Below are 18,948 nucleotides of genomic sequence, written 5' to 3' on the forward strand. Positions count from 1 at the left end.
TTATGTTCACTGCATCGACTAAAGAAGCGATTAAAGCCGCACTCTCTATCGTTATCGCAATCTGCCTAGCGTTGTGGTTTGGCTGGGAAAAACCGTATTGGGCTGCGATAGCCGTTGCAGTGATGACATTGAACGAGAGCTTCGCTCATTCAATAAACAAAGGCCATAACCGGTTAATGGGAACCTTGTTAGGGACCGGTTATGCCTTTTTCCTTATCGCGCTGTTTTCTCAAGACCGTTTCTTGTTTCTAACATTTTTCACCCTGTTTCTTGGGGTGTGCATCTTCATGTCGAGCGACGAGAAATACGGCTATATCTTTTCAATAGGATTTGCCGTGTGTTCGATTGTTGCTTGTATGGGCGGGTTTGATAGCCAAACCACTTTTCACTTTGCAGTACTTCGGCTTCAAGAAACACTATTAGGTGTTGTCGTCTTCTCTATTGTGTATCGCATCGTGTGGCCTGTGAATACTGAACTCAACTTTGTACAACGTTTCGAAACAAGTAAACAAGCCTTGTTAGATGCGATGGAAAAAACAGACGACATCGACATTGCCGCACTCGAAAGCAATACCGCAAATATTGATAAGCTGTATCAACTTTTAGATCTGCCACTGACCGGAAGTTACCACCTTAAAGAGAACACCCAAACATGGCGTTTGCGTATCGATGAAATGGCACATATCCAAGATACACTACTCAAACAAAGTAACAGCGAATCAGACGTAGGTATCCAATGGACAGTTCTTACTCACAACTTGAAGACGTTCGATGTATTAACACCAGATCAATCTCTGGTTGATGGTGAACTCAATGTAATGGGCGATCATAAAGCAGTGTCTTGGCATCATGCTCATCGCACGTTTGTTGAACATTTGAATGAAGATGGGAGAAAAGTGCTGCAAGGCGTGTCGATGTTTATCACATCGTTGTTGATTTGGATTTATCTTCCAATACCCGGTGGTTTTATATTTCCTATGTTAGCCGGTATATTCTCTTCTATGGTGCCGACCATGCCACCAAGCATTATTAAGGATGCCTTCTATGGCGTTTTGGGTATAGGATCGGTGATTTTGTTGCAGTACATCTTTGTGATGCCACTAATGACAGAACTATGGGAGCTAGGCCTATTCTATTTCCTTAACATTATGGTCATATGGAAAGTGTTCGCGACACCTAAGCTCATGATACATCGAATTTTGGGTATCAACTTGTTGGTTGTTCTTACATCTGGTGCACTTAACCTCACTCCGGTTTATAGAATAGAAACACCACTGTTGATGCTGGTGAATATCTTGGTCATTTTAATGATCGCTAAACTGTTTACTGATCTATTCAGAGTAAAAGTAACCGCTTAGAACTGGATACACTAAATCGCTCATAACAAACGGCCTGCCAAGTATTTTTACTTAGCAGGCCGTTTTGTCATCTGTTGTAAATCATTATAAGTCAGTCGATTAACGTTAATTCTTACTAAGTGAGGATAGCGTCCATCAAACGCGATTAACGCGATCTGCCACCTCATCTTAAAATCCTCTCATTGATTGAAGCAATGCATTTTTAGTCGCGACATTCACACTAGAAATCCTAACGGATAAATACATAACAACTGAACACGACGTTCAGTTTTACATTGACTGTGTGAGCTTCGAAGGTTTGAGGCTACTCAGCGTGGAAACCGTCATGAGTTTTTTTGAAATCCGCAACAGCGCCTGTAAGACCCATACTCTTTCTGTGTTAGCGAGCGCCCTATTACTTACTACTCCTATTTTTGCGTCAGCAGAAGAAACCAAAACTTACAGCGAAGTCATGAAGCAAGGTCGAGTAGTGTTTGATAAATATGGTATAAGTCGTGATTTACCAAAGCTAGCAATCAGTTCACTGGTACAGGGTGAGCATCTAGTTGAACACGCACATCGTACTCTGCAAGTTGGTGATCAAGTTCGTGACTCAAGCGTCTACCTTGTTAAGAACACCGACACTAAAGGCAACATCGATCTGCGTGTAAAATATAATCCAACAGAGTTGGACGATAACGACAAACTGCTAAATGAAATAGAAACTTTCACACGTACCGAATATCGCTTGCGTAACTATGCAGAAAGCTTCGATCCTTCTTCAGTTCGCGTGCAAGAAGTCAGCGATAGCAAAGTCATCGTCAGCTTTAAATATTCGAAGTATGGCTTGCCTCAAGACATCGCATATTTCCGTTTTTTGAATGTCGACATTGAGTTAGTCGACGGTCAACCAAAACGCATGCTTATCAGCAATGAAAAGCCGTTCAAGCACCATACCTACAACGTAGAAACTTATCATCAAGAGATTGAGTTCTACACATTAGATTCTGGAAAGGTTGTCATTGCTAGTAAAATGACTGAAGTCACCGGTACATCAAAGAACAAACCCATGAAGATGACGAGTTTAGTTGAACCCGTTGCAATATATGAAGATGACAACGCTGTACAAGTTCTTAATGAAGAAAGACTTGAGGAAGTATCCGACCCAAGAATGCAAGAAGCTAGCGTGAAACTAGACCGAGTTTTTCCGTTAATGGGTGACATGGTGCGACGCCAAGGCATTGACTTACCGCTTCCATTCGGCGTATCAGTTGCTTATCGCAACCAAGATATGGACATTCCAATGACCGATTACGTGATTGGTGGTGTTCGCTTGAATGACTTATTTGACCCAGAAGATAGCGTTGCGACGGTTAATGCCGAAAGCCTTTCGATACGCGGTGACATTAATATCCTGCCATTCTGGAATGTATTCGGTTATGTCGGAAAGGTAAACGTTGATGCGAATATTGACGCCTCTTATACCGGCGCCGCAGGAGAATACCTACAAGACAAACTAAACGACAAACTACCTGGATTGGGCAACAAACTATGCGAAGGCGTATCGGCCTTGTGTAACAGTGGCCGTCTAAATGTACCACTGCATCTTGAATATGACTTGCGCGGAGCCGGGACTACGTTATCCGTTGGTTATAAAGAGTTCTTTGCCTCCGTTACTGGAACCTACTCCCAAACACGCCTGAAAGGGCTGGATGATTGGGGCGATGGCATCATCACGGTTCAACCTATGTTGGGTTACCAATTAGTCGATTATCGAGCTCAATTTTTTGTTGGTGCTGAATACCAAGGTTTAAATTCTCGTATGCAAGGCACCGTAAAAACTGATGACATCGAATTTGATTATGACGTTGGTGTCGACATCGATCAGTGGGCATTCCTAACAGGGGTTAACAAACAGATCGGCAAACATTACAACATGACCGTGTTGTACAACAAAGGTGAAACTCGTTCGGCTTTGACATTGAATTTTGGCTATCGCTTCTAGATCTAAATCACGCATAGGGTGGTCACGGCCACTCTTGAAGGATGGCGTCCTACTTATATGATTCCATTAATCGCAATAATATCTTTAATATACATTCCATAACAAAATGACATGTATCCAAGCTCGACAACGGTCGATGATAGCGTACGGAATTGCTAGTTTGGTAACAACAAAAACTGTGGACATAATTATGAAACTCAACAAACGATCAATTCTTGCTGTGGCCATTTCACTGCTACTAGCGGCTTGTGGCAGTGATACTAAGCCTACCGTTCCTGTGCCAGACAGACCAGAACCGTTAGTTCCTGCACCTGCTGAACCATTTGATGCTCAAATCGGTAACGTAACGATTAAAGCGACCAAAGAAGAATTGGTTATTACTTCGAATACCGAAAATGACAAACTCGCATCTATTGAATCTTTCAAAGGGATTAAATATGCCGAGGCTCAGCGCTTTGAGCACAGCAATATGCTGCCTTTATCAGATAATACGGATGAGTTTGAAGTTATTGACGCAACTCAATTTGGGTATGCATGTCCTCAACTAAAAACGACATCACAAACGCAAGATGAGAACTGCCTTAACCTCAATATCTGGCGTCCAGCAGGCGTAGATTCTGATGCAGATCTACCGGTTTATGTATTCATTCATGGTGGAGACTTTGAATATGGCTCAAGTTCTGAAGCACTTGTGCATGGCGATACTGTTGTTGCTCAAGGAAGTGACGATGGTAAGCCTTTCATCTATGTAAACTTGAACTACCGTCTTGGTCAGTTAGGTACTCAATGGGTAGAAGGCGAAGATGAAGATGGCAACTATGGCCTAGGTGACCAAAAGCGTGCCTTGGAATGGGTACACAATAATATTGCTGATTTCGGTGGTAATGCTCAAAACGTGACTGTTATGGGTCAAGGTTCTGGTGCTATGTCCATTGGTTTCTTACAGCAAGATGAAGATATCGCAGGTCAATATTTCCAACGTGCCATCATGCAGAGCAACCCGTATGGTTTTGAGTACCCTAGTTATGACGTAGCTAAGGACCGCAACAATGACTTTGATGCAAACACTTCGATCGACGAGATCATGGCGTCGCAAGAAACAGCTTTGAATGGTATTGAACAGCTAAAAAATTGGTTATTGAGTTCGCTATCGGTTTCTGTTTCTTATTTGGGTCAAGAGTTGGAAGTAGGCCCTAAATCAGGAAAGACCCCTATGCCAACACTGATGCCATTTGCTCCTTATCTAGGTTGTGAGTCACTTGCTACCAGTGATGAGTCAGAGACAATATGTATAGAACCATCTAAATCACCACTAAATTCTGATTTTTCTGTACAAACGATTTTGGGAAACAATGCTCATGAAGCAAATAGTTTTGGGATGTTGTTCAGTGTGACCTTTTTGATTCCAACTATCATTGACGAATTTCTTTCAACTGAAGCAATAAAAGGTAAGCGTTCAGAGGCCATTGCCTTAGATGCGTTGAAATGGCTAGATGATGAGCACAATCAAGATCGTTTATTAGCAAGAATAAATAACATGAGCTCTAAGGACGTTGCTGCAAATGCAGGTCTTTCACTCACTGCATATACAGCTGTTACTGAACTATTTTGGGGGATGGATTCAACTGTTGATATAGGAGTTCTTACGCCAATTTGTCTAGCTAAAGACGACCCAATAGAAGTAATCGAATGTATCGCAAAAAATGTAGATATTGAATTAAACGGCCATGAACAAACGAATAAAGTTTTAAACCTAACTGACTTCTACCCTAACTCAGAATCTAGCTTAGGTGGCGCTCTTGACAACATGAAGCAATTTAAAACCTTGCTAAATGACACCTTGTTCAATGGTCCAGCTCGTCATATGGCAGCAAACAGCGGAGTAGAAGCAACGCTATACCACTTTGAGCACAAGCCAAGCTTTAACATGTGGAACTACAATACCTTGCCAAATGGTGAGCTATCCATCATCGATTTATTTAAAACGATTGGTTGTGTCAGCGGTGCGTGTAACGGTTCAGAGTTGCCGTTTGTATTTAACAAAGCCGTGCGTTTTGATGGAAGTGAAGTAAGACCATCAAGCAAGGATAAAGCACTAATGAACGAAATGTCGCGTCTTTGGTTTAGCGATGAATTGTTCGAAGGCCAACAGTACAGCGATGCTACCGACAATGTACTTGTAATTGATGGTACAGGATTCAGCGAAAACAGTACTACCTTAGACTGGGACTATGTCACAAACCCAGGTGTTGATCCTAAGCTTCGTAAAGGTCGCTTAACCGGTCTAGCAGAGGAAGGTCTTATGCCTTGGCAGTGGTACCTAAACTAAACATGCTCAACACCCTTCCTACTTTACGGCCAGCTCGCTGGCCGTTTTTATATCCAAATTTTACGTTCAAACGCAGGTAGTTATGACACTTAGCAAACTAAAAACCGTATGCACAATGATGTTGATTACTGTGGTCACAGGCTGCGCCCAACCATACCCCGATGTTGAACCTGACTTTGAGGCAAACTGGCAAAGCACAGAACACCAAGCCGAAGTGTACCTGATCCCGACTGCACCAGAAGCCTTTGCTCGTCGTATCGAGCTCGTTCGCCAAGCACAACACTCTATTGATATGACCTACTTCTCTTGGGAGCGTGACACGCTTGGGTTGATGCTTCTAAATGAGCTCAAGCAAGCGGCGGATCGTGAGGTTCATGTCCGACTGACCTTAGATGACCTACTGGTATTTAATGATAAATGGCTAGCGGAATTGGACTCACACCCCAATATTGAGATTCGACTGTTCAACCCTTTTGAATCACGTAAAGCTGGCTGGATTGGTCGTGCGTTCAACTTCTCCACTCATCAAAAACAACTGGATAATCGGCTTCACGAAAAGTACTTCAATGTTGATCATCACTCGATGATTTTAGGTGGAAGAAACATCGGTAATGATTACTTTGGCTATAGCGAGAATGCCAATTTCTTTGATATGGACGTTTTGTTTCGAGGTGACGTAATCGCATCTTTCGACAACAATTACCAAGCACTTTGGGACAGCCAATATGTGGTGCCAATTCAAGAGCTAATCAAAGTCAAAGAACAAGGCCAATACAAAGCGTTTACCAAGGCAATAAATAAAGGCGAGAAGAATAAAAAGCCGATCACTTTCGATATTGAGCAACAGATAGATCGCCTAAGCGAACCAAGGTTTATTAAAGCATCGGTAACCCCTTTATTTGATTCATTAGAGAAGCTCAATGACAACAAGCCCTACTTTCGTCAACGTACCGAGCACTTAATGAAGCAAAAAGCACCGACACCTTCTAAGGCTGTTATTTCTACGCCTTACATGGTGCCAAGCGATAACCAGTTTGTATTCATCGATGCCCTCAAAGAGCACCAAGCCGAAGTCACCTTACTGACGAATTCATCGGCCTCTAATGATTCGGGCTTTGTGCCTGCGTATTACGAAAAACACCGTGAGACTTTACTCAACAAGGGTATAAGTATCTATGAGTACAAAAGCCAAGCTATCAATGATGACCACTACTTTCATGTTGATACCTACTACCACAACAAGACCGTAATTTTAGATGAGCGTGTCACCTATATTGGTTCTTCTAACTTCGACCCAAGATCAGACTTTCTCAACGTTGAGTTTGGTGTGTTGATTGACAGTGAAGAGTTTGCGAAGCAAGTGACACACTACTTAACGCGTCAGAAAGAAGATTTGTTTTGGGCTGTGTCGCGAGAACAGTCTGGCGAGACGAGCTGGGCTTCAGGGGAACAAATCCATACTAAGAACCCGAACTACAGTTCGTGGAACAAAGTACCGAATTGGTTATTTCGAAAAATGAATGGCGAGTTCGAGCTTTAAGTGTCGAGCTTCGAATTTTAATTTTTAATCTTCCACCAGTCCAAATGCAAAAAAGCCGCGTAATTCGCGGCTTTCTCATGTTTCAAATAGACGTATCTGAGCTTAAAGACGGTAGGTCATCGCTCTTTGGGCTACATAGTTCACCATATCAAGTGTTGTGAAGATCGAATTAACATCGTTAATGTCGTAATCCACATGTCCACGCTCAACATACTGCTCAGCGAGACGATAAATATCGACGACACGCTCAGCTACCGCTTCCATAGGATCAATAAAAGTGACTGTTGGAAATGCCGTTTCAAGTTGCTTTCTAACCAAAGGAAGTTCCGTACACCCCAAAATAACCGTATCAACACCCTTCTATACGATGCTTTGAACCGCAAGAAGTGCCGCATTGCGGTCAAACTCGCCCGCTTTAATACCGTTGGTTTCTCGGATTGCTTGTCCACACGCGGTCATCTCGCCCGTCACTTCGCCATAGATAGCGCTATGAACGTTATGTTCTTGCTCAAAAGCATCTGGCTTAACGAATACGAGATTGGCGTCAGTTAGGTAACGGTCGTAGATTCCCGAGTTGTATGTGCCGTTGGTACATAAAATACCGACAATAGATTCAGGATTCTGCTCTTTGTTTTGATCAACCGTAGTTTGAAGCATATCGACGATATAAACATTGGTATGTTTTTGAACTTCAGGTCTGAAATAATGAGCAGTGTTGCAGGTCATAACGCCAAATTGAACGTTCGCGTGTTCTAAAATGCACGCGGATTCAATTAGCTCTGGAACAGGGTCGATACCGCCTTCGTTAATGGCTTCAGAGCGGTCTGGCATATCTGAATTTTTGACCGCAATCATGGCCATGTGGTCTTGGTCTTTAAGCGCGCCGTGTTCTATCTCTTTTTTTGGCGACGATATCTTGGAACAGAGCATCAGCTTCAGGCCCCCATATTGCCAAATACACCGAATCGTACCTTTTTCATTGTTTTTACCTTTGTGTTTGCTAGAGCACAAAGGTCATTACGCTCTGTCGATTTGCTTGAATCCCATTGGATAGATCGTATCCTCGCTAGAGCTTAAACAGCATACGAACATTAGAACTGAGTCCCCAAGGAAAAGTGAATACGAAACTCATCTCCTGCAGGCGCATCTAACCCGTAAGCAAAATCGAGTTTTACAGGCACCAATTGTGAGTTCCAAATCAAACTAAGACCTGTGCCGCGCTTCCAATCCGCTTCATCATCGAACGCATCACCAACATCAAAAAATGCGCCCATCCAGATTGAGCGGTAAACCTGATGTTGGTACTCAAGCCCTGCTGTTAGCATGTAACGTGCACCTGTTAATTCACCGTTGTCATCTTTTGGAGAAATCGATTCATAACCATAGCCTCGCAAGTTCCCATCGCCACCAGCAAAAAAACGCAGTGACGACGGTACATCCGACAACGATTTAGCTATGTTAATGCCGACATTTGAACGGAAATGGAGCTTCTGACTTTCGCTAATATCCCACGAAAGCACGCTGTTTCCTTCCAACCGCAACAACCTTGAATCAGAGAACAAACTAGGGTCAGAATACTCAACAGAATAGATGTGTCGATGATTGAGCTCCAATTGATCATTTTTACGATCAACCTGAGAAAAACTGATGCCAGGTAACAGTAATTGCGATTGGTCTTCCTCAGAGGCCTGACGGTACTGTTCATGCAAGTATTTGACGTAAATGGTACTTTGCCAATCGCTGTCTAATTGCCAATAACGTTCAAACTTAAGATCGTTTGAAAAGCTATTGGTGTCTCGATGATCAATTCGTTTCGATTCAAACTGAATACCAAAGTAATCGGTCGTGACTTTCTCCGTCGGGATTTTGTACCCTAACTGCAGCGATTGCTCTTGTTCAGACAAATATGTCTGTGTTTCAAAGCTGTGCCCTCGTCGGTTATACCAAGGCTTTGACCAATTTAAAGACGCTCTTAAACCGAGATCGGTAGAGTAACCACCACCCACCTGCACAATGTTGCGAGAGCTTGGCTCAGCAATGATTTCGACTGGTACTTCAAGATTGTCATCAAGATGATTAAAGTCACCGTGTACTACGACACTCCGAAACCACTGAGTTTCAAACAAGTCAGACTGCAGCTCGCCCAACTTGATGGTGTCGAAGTCGTCCCCTTGCTTAAATGTCGGAATTTTCTCTATACGCGCAGGTTCAACACCATCATCAGGAATGCTGATAGCGCCAAACTTGTAGCGTGGGCCACTAGAAAAATGCAGATGAATATTGGCGATGTTTTCACTAGGAATCACTTCGATCTTAGACTCAACAAACCTACCGTCAAAATAACCTTTACGCTTTGCCAAAGAGAAAATCGCCCGTTTAGTTTGGTCGTATTCTTGGTGAGATAATGGTGAGCCTGAATCTAACTTACTTTGCGTGAGTATTGTGATGAACTCTTCATCTTTACTCGCTTCACCGGTGACTTTTACAACCGATTCTGCAATGTACATGACAGGCCCAGAATCGATATTCAAGGTGAGGTAATCACTGTCATCAAGTTCGATATCTATCTGAGGATGATAATAGCCATAAGGGTTGAGCGCGTCTTGAACCCGTTTCAATAACTTAGTATGGGATAGCTGGGAAGCTGGGACATCAACCAAAGATTCTAAATATAACTCTACATTTTCAGTGAGAGTTTTGTCCAGCCCTTTAACCTTAAAGCCTGCGCCTATCGCAGCGGGGTGAGTAACCATGAAGAGTGAAACTGCCAGTATTACTTGTTTAATCGAGGTCTTCACGCCGTTACCCAGTTGCTTAAAACCAAGACAGGTTATGAGCAAAACATGAAATCGTAGAATCTCTTATGGAGGATCTCGCCCTACAAACTGACAATCCGTACCCTAAGTGATGGTAAAATTACTTATACAGTGACCTAACCCCTTATGAGAGAACACAAACAAGGCGCTAAATTAGCGCCTTTTAAATGGAAAAAACCAAACTACTCTGTTTGTTTAGAATCCACTGCCTACATTAAAGTAAACGGCACTTTCTTCATGGCTTTGCGCGTAGTCCATTCCAAGGTGTAAACCGTAACGTCTTGCGATTTGGTATCGGAACCCCACACCTCCAGCATTGATGGTGCTATCGTGACTTACGATGTTATCTTGCTTTGCAGTACCAGAACCGTAGAACCCAGACACCTTCCAACGATGATTAATGCTATACGTGAGTTGCCCTTGTATTGTTTCAATTTCATCACCTTGGTAGCGGTAAGAAGACACTCCGCGTAAAGACACATACGGCTTCGCTGTTGGGGAGACAAGCCGATCTTGTTGGTCGAAGTTTTGATAATTCGCGGCTAACCCTAGCATCCATTTCTGAGTGATTGGGATATAGGCTTCGCCATCTATGTTCAAATTTCGGTAATTGTAATCACTGCCAATCGCATCGTCGTACACCATGTAATCTGCAGACAATTTGTAACCTTTGGTTGGATAAAATAGATTATCTCTTGTGTCATATTCAGCTTCCAAACCTAGACCAGAAGTAACCGATTCATTACCTAAAATTCGGTCTAAAACCGTATTATCAAATTCAATCTCAGACTTAGCTAGTAACTGTTTTATCCCCAACATCCAAGGCGACTGTCCGATCCTAAATTGTACCTTTTGTGAAAGAACGGCCACTGAAGTTGATGTACCTATTCTAAGATCATGGTCTATCGGTCCCCAGTTAATTGATGTGTACAAATCCAAATTCGCAACACCAAAGCCACCACCACCTGTATAACGGATAGAGTCATTCATCCATGAACGTCTGTGACCACCAAAAACAAACCAAGTCTCGTTTTCTGTACCTACCGCCCCAACCACTGACATTGCAGAAGGAACAAGCTGCGCACCACCATCAATAGCAGATAGCGCTGCCTGCTTTCGTTGTCGCTTTTCTTCATCTGTCTCGTGTAAAAACAAGCCAGCTACACCGCCACCGTAACCTACTGCAGGTTCGGTAATCAAAATCGGAATAGGCAAAAAGCCATGGGCATTTTCTGCAAGGTGATGCCCCATATCAAATTGACCATCAACAGGATCATAAAACGATGCTAAAGAAGAAGTGGTAAACAGAGAGCAGGAAAGAAGAACAAAGCCGCCGTAGCGAGTCATAAGATTGGCCTCATAAAAAAGGCCGGGCAATGAAACCCGGCCAAAAGTCTGCGTCCTTGCAGTAAACATAGAAATTAAACACTTATTGCCGATAAAGGGGGTCCTTAATCGACAGGACTAGAATAGGCCAAACGGTGGTATTGCCCGACTCTCATATAGAGGGTCAAACCCATCAAAATATGACCTTTCCAACGAGGTGAAGCTCAGAGCGCGGATACAAAAAAAAGGCTCTAAGTGAGCCTTTTGGGGAAATAACTGCGTAAGTTACGGTCAAGAATTAATACATATAAACCATTGAAATGAAAAATTTATGGTCGGTAGTTACTGATTAATCGCTCTCGGTATTCTGAAATTACTGAAGTCAAAGAGCCCTTGATATCACTGACCTGTTTCGAATGAGGACACCATAATGCAAAACCAAATTTGAAACCTTCAACCATTTGAGCTGTTTGAATTGGTTCAATTTCGTGTTGAGAAAACTCTGGGTCAGAGAAAAATGATTTAGGTAAAAGTGCCCAACCCAAGCCTTCTTCCACCATTTTGATCACCAACGCAAGTTGATCGATCTCTTCGTGGTCTGAACTTACAACGATTTTTTCCGACATCCCTTCTTCAATCAGAGATCTCAGTACAAACTGTTTCGAGTTTCTTAAAGCAACCAGTACATCTTCTTTGTCTAAATTGGTAAATTCACCGCCCTTTTGTACGAACGGATAGAATTCAATATGGCCTAAAAAAGTTGCGTCTAAACTGTGCATCGCACGGCTATCGTGAACATTCACCAAACCGAAGTGATACTCACCGTCCTGTATCCCTTGCTTAATCACTTTCTTATTACGAACCAGAAAGTTAACTCGCATCATTGGGAAATCACGTTTGAGTTGCTTTCGAATATCGACAAGGACACGTTGAGGAATCACGCTTGAATAAGCGATTGTGATGTTTTCTAATCCCCCATAAGAAAGGCTCAACGCAAATTTGTCGAAGGTACGTGCTTGCTCAATGGTTTGCTTGGCATAGTGATAAAGAAGATGCCCATCTTCAGTGGGCTCTACCGAGCGGCCGACTCTTTCAAAAAGGTTTACTGCGAGTTGGTCTTCAAGGTTTGTAATTACCTGTCCGATTGTCGTTCTGTGCTTGTTGAGCTTAACGGCAGCTTTACTGAAAGAGAGCTGGTCATAAACGGTAACGAACGCGAGAAGTTGTTCAATGCTAAAATTCATTTTGGTGTGCTTATTTTTAATCGTTATATATTTAAATTATCACAGACTGACGAAATATCTACTTTGTCAGATAATAATAGTGAGATGAATTCGTCTGGTTTAAGCAAAAAAAAACCTACTTAAGTCAGTAGGTTCTATCATTGATGTGTAATTAACAACTTAAATATATTCGATAACTCGTGCTAAGTAGTTAAAGTCGCCTGAATCACCGTGGTAATTGCGATAAACATCGACACTGAAATATCTAGGTTGATCCGCTTGAATATGTTCAGCAATACGCTGCTCAATGGACTCTAGAGTTTCACCCGTTTGCGAGTAAATGTATTTCTTGGTGCTCTTTTGAAGCTGGCGTTGCTTGGCTTCTTTGTGAGTGACGTAATTGTTCACTTCAACCCACTTTCCAATGTAATCAATCGCCACGTAGTCCGAATTCTCTTCAACCATGATCAAAGCCGCTTCTTGCTGAACATCGGCCAGTTGTAGCATGTCATTGTCGACTTTTTGCTGATCCATTGAGGTTGCATTTTGTGCCATTGCAGCGCTAGAGGTTGCTAAGATAAGTAGCGTTAATGCTGTTCTTTTCATTTGATAATATCCCTAATTAAGGTAATTCGGTTACCCAAGGTTTGCCTTGAGTTGCTTTGTGATAACCATATTTGTATATGGTTAATAGGTAATGTTCATCAAACATGTCTTTGGTGCGTTTTGCATAACCAAAGTCGTGTTCCATATAAGTAAATTGCATATCGATATTGTTGATTTCACAGATGTATTTCATTCGATATAAATCACCACGCGTTTGTGCAAGCGTCAGGCTTGAGACGCTCTTTGCTACCAAATCGAGTCCCTTATCTCTCAACGAGTGATACGGGGCTTTCAGCGCACCATTTCGAATAACATCGAGTTGTGGTGGTGTTTCTAACCCAAGTGAATCTGAGATCTGTTGATAGTCGAAGTTAGAGGGATTGAAGAATACTTGAGTCGCTAAACCGCCATCGACGTGTAGTTCTTCAAAGATTTCATCTTCATGCTCTACATCGATGAACTGCGGTGGGAACACGCCAGGAATAGACGCACTTGCGGCCAACACTTTATATATGAGTTCAGACTTATCTGGCATGTCGCTATTTGCTATTGCACCTACATTCCAAATGACAAGCTCACCAGAATCAAAATGAGTGCTACCAATAAACAGACGTTTGCCACTGCGATGTTGCGTTGCAATTTGTTCAATCATCGGTTCAGGGAAAGCCTCAGCAATAAACTGGTACAAGTTTTCTCCATCGGTAAACGCATCTTTAAAGACAGTGTTCAAAAAGTTCTTTTTTCCGAGCACTGATTTATCATTAATGTTCAACATTACTTCTTTCATCTTCGAAAACGCATCTCCCCCGATAAACACAAACGGTGCAATTAACGCTCCTGCGCTGATGCCAGTCACTATGGAGTAGTCCTTCAGCTGACCTGACTCTTCAAGCCCTATCAATATACCCGCACCAAAAGCTCCGTTTGCGCCACCTCCGGACAACGCTAAGATGTTCAGTTGATCACCTGATACAGTAATCGGTGTGGTTTGATCAGTTGGAGAGTATAAGAAGTCTGGCGACTCACTCGCCCAAATACGCAATGGCTCAGCGACTGATGATGCATCTTCTACAGTGACTTCTTTGTAATTGTCTTTGTTTACGCGTACGTCTAGCGTGTGAGGTGAACTACAAGCCACTACCAGGAATGACAAAGCAACGGTAAGACCCGAAGAGATTAGACGGTTCATATTTAGGCTCATTTAGTGTTCTCTAAAATGATTCAGAGACTCTGTTTAATAAATAAGGAACCTAAAAAACAGAGAGGTTAATAAATAGGGTAAAGTGAAGTCCGTCTCTTTGTGGTCGTAATATAGCTAGTATCCGGCTTAATTCGTAATCTCGTTTGTAGGACGCTACCCATCGAATAGTCGCCCCCCTTAGCTTGACCTTAAGCACTGTTGGAGTTAATCGCTCTAGCCTATTTTGACCACGTTGAAATCGTGGGTCGGCTCAACAAATTCATATTGAGCATTAATCGTTTGTAATTCCCAAGTGCCATAACTCTTAGTCAGCTCCAACACACCATAGACAGCGTTGTTTGCATGACGAAATGCAGCCACCGGAGACATTCTTTTCATTAATCCCGCAGTAAATAGGCCAGAGATAAGGTCGCCAACACCAACTGGCTGTTTCTCAAATTCGATATTCGGTCGTTGGGCTAAATAGCATGCTTTTTTCGTTGCTAGGATCATGCTGAACGCATCATCGGATAATGAGTGCAGATGTTTCACGAGCACCATTTTTGGCCCAAGTTCCAGCGCTTTCTTACAGGCCGTAACCGCATCATAAAGCGAGTCGATTTTGGTATCGGTCAATTCGCTCAGCTCAAATTGATTTGGCACGATGACATCAGCTATGGGCAGCAAATGTTTGACAATAGCCGCTTTCACGCCATCATCAACAATGCAACCTTTGTCCGGGTCGCCCATTACAGGGTCACAAATGTAGAGTGCGCTATGGTTCTTTTCTTTAATGAGGTTAACCGCCTCGGCAACCGCTTTGCATTGGTCTGCACTTCCTTGATAACCCGAAAGGATTGCGCCACAGTCTTTCAATGCACTGATGTTGTCTAAGCCTCGAATTAAGTGTCGAATATCGTCTGAACTAAATGTTTGGCCTGTCCAACCTTGCTCATATTGAGTGTGATTCGAGAACTGAACAGTATGGATTGGCCACACATCGAGTCCCATTCTTTGGATTGGAAAAACCACAGAGCTGTTGCCTGCATGCCCATAAACCACGTGAGATTGAATAGAAATAATACTTTTCATACGCCGCTCTTCTGATTTTGTCGGAATGAATTTCGCTTGGATTTGGCGACTAAATAAACACAACGATTGCATCCAATAGATAGCTACTTGAACACTGTGCTTATTTGGTCGGAATAGCCTCGACATCGCCGAGGCTTATTCTTAGTGATTTGAACATCGATGACTTAAAATCATGTATTCACTTCTAAGCTTGATTAGAACTTATGCGCCTTGAAACTCAGAGAAGTGTTCGTCTAACACCTTGCGAGTTGCGCGGCCAATTAGTTCATACTCATGGTGAGTCAGGTTAGCCAGTGACACACGAACAGAAGCGTGAACTACATCGAAGCCTTTGCCAGGAAGCAAAATAACGCCTGTTTCGTGTGCAAGTCGGAACAGGAAGTCTTTGCCCTTTTCATTCGCTTTGAACCATTCAACGAAAGCTGGGCCGTACAATTTGCCGCCCAAAGTGTCGAGCTCAAGCAATGTGTAGTAGTCCACACGATCTTTGTTTTCTTCAATTTCTACACCCATGTTTTTGTACAACGTTTTGTAGCGCTCGCGAATGATACGTTTGCACGCTTCTTTGTAGTTTTGCTCTGAGTCCATTAGGCAATTCAATGAGAACAGTGCCATCTGAACTTGTTGTGGTAGTGAAAGACCTGCTGTGTGGTTGAGTGCAACACTTCGGCTGTCGGCAACGATACGGTCGATGAACTTAATACCGCGTGGTTCTGGGTCTAACGTCTTGTAACGCTCATCCAGTTCAAGTTGACGCGTTTCTGGTAGGCTACGCATTGCATCATCGAACACATTATTGTGTTGAATCGCAATCGAGCCAAGGCGCCAGCCTGTCGCACCAAAGTACTTAGAGAATGAGTAAACACAAAGCGTGTTGTATGGAAGTTTGGCAAACAGAGAAACGAAATCGTCTGCGAATGTGCCGTACACATCATCGGTGATAATGAACAGATCACTACGTTGTGTGTTCACGAAGTCTGATAGGTTATTCAGAGTCTCATCAGAGAACTTCACTGATGCAGGGTTTGCAGGGTTCACCACACACAGCAGTTTGATGTCTTTGTCTTCAAGCTTCTCGATTTCAGACATAGGTAACTGCCATGTTGTCTCATCTAAACGAAGCTCTACAATCTCTAGTTCGTATTCTGAAAGCTCAGGGATTTCTAAGTAAGGAGTGAAGATTGGTGTGATCAACGCAACCTTATCGCCTTTCTTTAGTAGACCGTTGTGAAACATGGTTTGGAACGTGTACGTCATTGATGCAGTGCCACCTTCCGTTGCAAACAGATCGAAATCCGTCGTCATTGGCATTGGACCGTACATCTCTTCTGCAATGTATTGTTTTACTACGCTTTCGATATTCGTCAACATGCGTGGTGGTACTGGGTAGTTACACGCTAAGTACGCATTCACAAGCTCATTTAAGAACACTTGCTTCTCAATACCTAAGCGATCTTTTGCGTAGCTCAGAGCTTTTTCAATGAATTGAACACCTGGGTTCTGTTGATTGTTGTTTGCGTAAGAATCAAAACGCTCAACAATACCAACACCATCTGGAATACCACCAAAGCTACCGTCTAAATATGAGTATGTACGCTCCGCTTCCATTACTGCGAATTCACCTAAACGAATAAATGCTTTACGTGGCAGCGTTGCTAGGAAGTTTGGATTACCACGGCCTGCATCTAATAAAGCACGGTCTGGTACTGTTTGCGCGACTTCAATTAATTTGTCTTTTAATTCAAACGGGCTTAAATTAGCGAATTTTGAAAAGTCGATAGTAGTATTTTTTGTAGTCATAATATTTACCTAATAATTTAATCTTAAACACTTCTAATTAAATAAAGTGTTTTACTTAAGTGTGATTATTCAGGCCTACCCTATTTTTTGATTGGGTAGGTCTGTTAATAAGTTGATAATTGTTTTAAATCTATAATGAGTTCGCGGTTTTAATTACATACCCGCATTAACGGTAATAATGCCGACGATAATTGGTCCCCATAGAGTCAGTAACACGTTGGCTACTGCGTAAGTCACAGTGAAAGAGAATACTGGCGTTGCATTGCCTGTTTTTTCCATCAATGCTGCGAATGCTGGGTTTGCACTTCGACCACCAGTCACACAACCTAACGCTTCTACTGGGTTCTTGATCTTCAATACAAAGTACGAGAAGAAGAATGAAATAATCTGTGGAATGATGGTGACTGCCATACCCAAGAACAGAAGTGACATACCGTGTTCTTTGATGGTATCAACCGCTTGGGGGCCTGCTTGTAGGCCAACAATACCTACAAATGCCGCTAGACCAAAGTCACGAATGAAGTTTGCTGCACCCACTGGGAACTGAGCGACATGTGGGTTTCGGCTACGTAACCAACCAACAAGTAAACCAGAGATCAAACAACCTGCACCAGAACCAATCGTTACGGGAATACCTGCAATCTTGAAGCTAATTAAGCCAATAAGAAGGCCCAACACCATACCGAAACCGAGTACGATGAAGTCAGTCATAGTCGCAGAACCCATTCGCTTACCGATGTATTTTTCAACTCGGTTGATGTCTTGAGCCGTACCCGTTAGCTGGATAACATCGTTCTTCTCAACAATAAGGTCTTGAGTAATGGCCACTGAAGTACCTGCACGCATGTAGTCTGTCACATACACGCCGCGGAATGAGCGTTGATTTGAGCTGTCTTTGATTTCTTTTAGCGAGCGACCTATTAGCTTGCGGTTATCAGCGATAAGTTGACGATTTTCTTCAATAACTTCATAGCTTTCCGGTAATGCTACTTCATTGCTTTGTGCCTCGCTCTGTAGCTCATGAACCGCATTTCTACGGCCGGTAACCACAACAAGGTCGCCTGCTTTAAGCGCTGTGAACTTGTCTGCACTTAGCTCTTTTCCGTCGCGCTCAATAAGTTCGATACACGCAGCAAGTGATGATTGATTCAATTGTGCTAGCGTTTTCCCAATCAGTTTATCGTCGTTAGTTACTTTAAAAGCACGTGTCACTAGAGCGGTTACCGCGTTAAATTCGCCGTCTGCTAAATCGCGTTTGCCGTTCGAGTTTTTCTCTTCTAGAGCGATAGCTTCAGATCGGATATCCCACTTCATGAGCGTTGGGAATACCCAAGTCACCATCAAGATTGGACCTAAAGAACCAAAGATATATGTTACGGCGTAACCAACAGCGACGTTAGTTTGCATTAGGTGTTTGGCTTCTTCGGATACGCCGCCTAAACGTGCAATCGCATCGCCTGCAGTACCAATGATTGCAGATTGAGTTAAGCCACCAGCCGCTAGACCTGCAGCAGTACCTCTATCTAGGTCAAATAACCACGCAGCAGCAAGCACACATAATAAGCCTGAAACCGTCATAACAACCGCAGAGAGCAGAATGTTAATGGTTCTGAAGTTAAGGGCTTTAAAGAATTGCGCACCGCCTTGATAACCCACAGCATAAATAAAGAGCGCAAAGAAAATACTTTTTACGC

The 18,948-nt window shown here is 42.9% G+C and carries 12 protein-coding genes and 1 pseudogene; 4 read left to right on the plus strand and 9 right to left on the minus strand.

Going from position 1 to position 18,948, the window contains the following annotated elements; all coding sequences use genetic code 11:
* The first annotated feature begins 2 nt into the window (after positions 1–2).
* The 4 genes from AB6D93_RS18045 (at position 3) to AB6D93_RS18060 (ending at position 7,211) form a co-directional block, all read left to right on the plus strand.
* The gene (locus tag AB6D93_RS18045; RefSeq protein WP_154723769.1) at positions 3–1,358 is read left to right on the plus strand and encodes an FUSC family protein; all 1,356 of its coding nucleotides are present in this window, start codon (positions 3–5) and stop codon (positions 1,356–1,358) included.
* A gap of 325 nt (positions 1,359–1,683) precedes the next feature.
* Positions 1,684–3,342: a hypothetical protein gene (locus AB6D93_RS18050; RefSeq protein WP_102332925.1), complete on the plus strand. Its 1,659-nt coding sequence runs from the start codon at positions 1,684–1,686 to the stop codon at positions 3,340–3,342.
* 190 nt (positions 3,343–3,532) lie between these two features.
* Positions 3,533–5,671, plus strand: coding sequence for a carboxylesterase family protein (locus tag AB6D93_RS18055; RefSeq protein WP_102332926.1), 2,139 nt, complete (start codon positions 3,533–3,535; stop codon positions 5,669–5,671).
* An 82-nt stretch (positions 5,672–5,753) separates the two neighbouring features.
* On the plus strand, positions 5,754–7,211 hold the full coding sequence (locus AB6D93_RS18060) for a phospholipase D family protein (RefSeq protein WP_102332927.1): 1,458 nt from the start codon (positions 5,754–5,756) through the stop codon (positions 7,209–7,211).
* Between the two features lie 102 nt (positions 7,212–7,313).
* On the opposite strand, the pseudogene AB6D93_RS18065 reads toward AB6D93_RS18060, so the two are convergent.
* The 9 genes and pseudogenes from AB6D93_RS18065 to aspT all read right to left on the minus strand — a co-directional run.
* Positions 7,314–8,191: pseudogene (locus AB6D93_RS18065) on the minus strand (aspartate/glutamate racemase family protein).
* Between the two features lie 111 nt (positions 8,192–8,302).
* Positions 8,303–10,021, minus strand: coding sequence for an autotransporter assembly complex family protein (locus tag AB6D93_RS18070; RefSeq protein WP_102332935.1), 1,719 nt, complete (start codon positions 10,019–10,021; stop codon positions 8,303–8,305).
* 201 nt (positions 10,022–10,222) lie between these two features.
* On the minus strand, positions 10,223–11,374 hold the full coding sequence (locus AB6D93_RS18075) for a BamA/TamA family outer membrane protein (protein WP_102332928.1): 1,152 nt from the start codon (positions 11,372–11,374) through the stop codon (positions 10,223–10,225).
* Between the two features lie 308 nt (positions 11,375–11,682).
* Complete coding sequence (locus AB6D93_RS18080; protein WP_102332929.1) at positions 11,683–12,597, minus strand: LysR family transcriptional regulator; 915 nt, start codon at positions 12,595–12,597, stop codon at positions 11,683–11,685.
* Positions 12,598–12,756: 159 nt separating this feature from the next.
* Positions 12,757–13,110, minus strand: a complete 354-nt coding sequence (locus AB6D93_RS18085) for a hypothetical protein (RefSeq protein WP_372042757.1) — start codon at positions 13,108–13,110, stop codon at positions 12,757–12,759.
* Positions 13,111–13,198: 88 nt separating this feature from the next.
* Complete coding sequence (locus tag AB6D93_RS18090) at positions 13,199–14,371, minus strand: patatin-like phospholipase family protein (RefSeq protein WP_102332931.1); 1,173 nt, start codon at positions 14,369–14,371, stop codon at positions 13,199–13,201.
* A gap of 225 nt (positions 14,372–14,596) precedes the next feature.
* The gene (pdxY, locus tag AB6D93_RS18095; RefSeq protein WP_102332932.1) at positions 14,597–15,454 is read right to left on the minus strand and encodes a pyridoxal kinase PdxY; all 858 of its coding nucleotides are present in this window, start codon (positions 15,452–15,454) and stop codon (positions 14,597–14,599) included.
* Between the two features lie 201 nt (positions 15,455–15,655).
* Positions 15,656–17,254 (minus strand): bifunctional aspartate transaminase/aspartate 4-decarboxylase, encoded by a 1,599-nt coding sequence (locus AB6D93_RS18100; RefSeq protein WP_102332933.1) that lies wholly within the window; start codon positions 17,252–17,254, stop codon positions 15,656–15,658.
* A 153-nt stretch (positions 17,255–17,407) separates the two neighbouring features.
* Positions 17,408–18,948, minus strand: a 1,541-nt coding sequence (gene aspT / locus AB6D93_RS18105) for an aspartate-alanine antiporter (protein ID WP_372139360.1), incomplete at its 5' end; no start/stop codon positions are given.

Origin of the sequence: Vibrio sp. 10N.247.310.23 (assembly GCF_041467155.1) — a bacterium.
Taxonomy (GTDB): domain Bacteria; phylum Pseudomonadota; class Gammaproteobacteria; order Enterobacterales; family Vibrionaceae; genus Vibrio; species Vibrio crassostreae_C.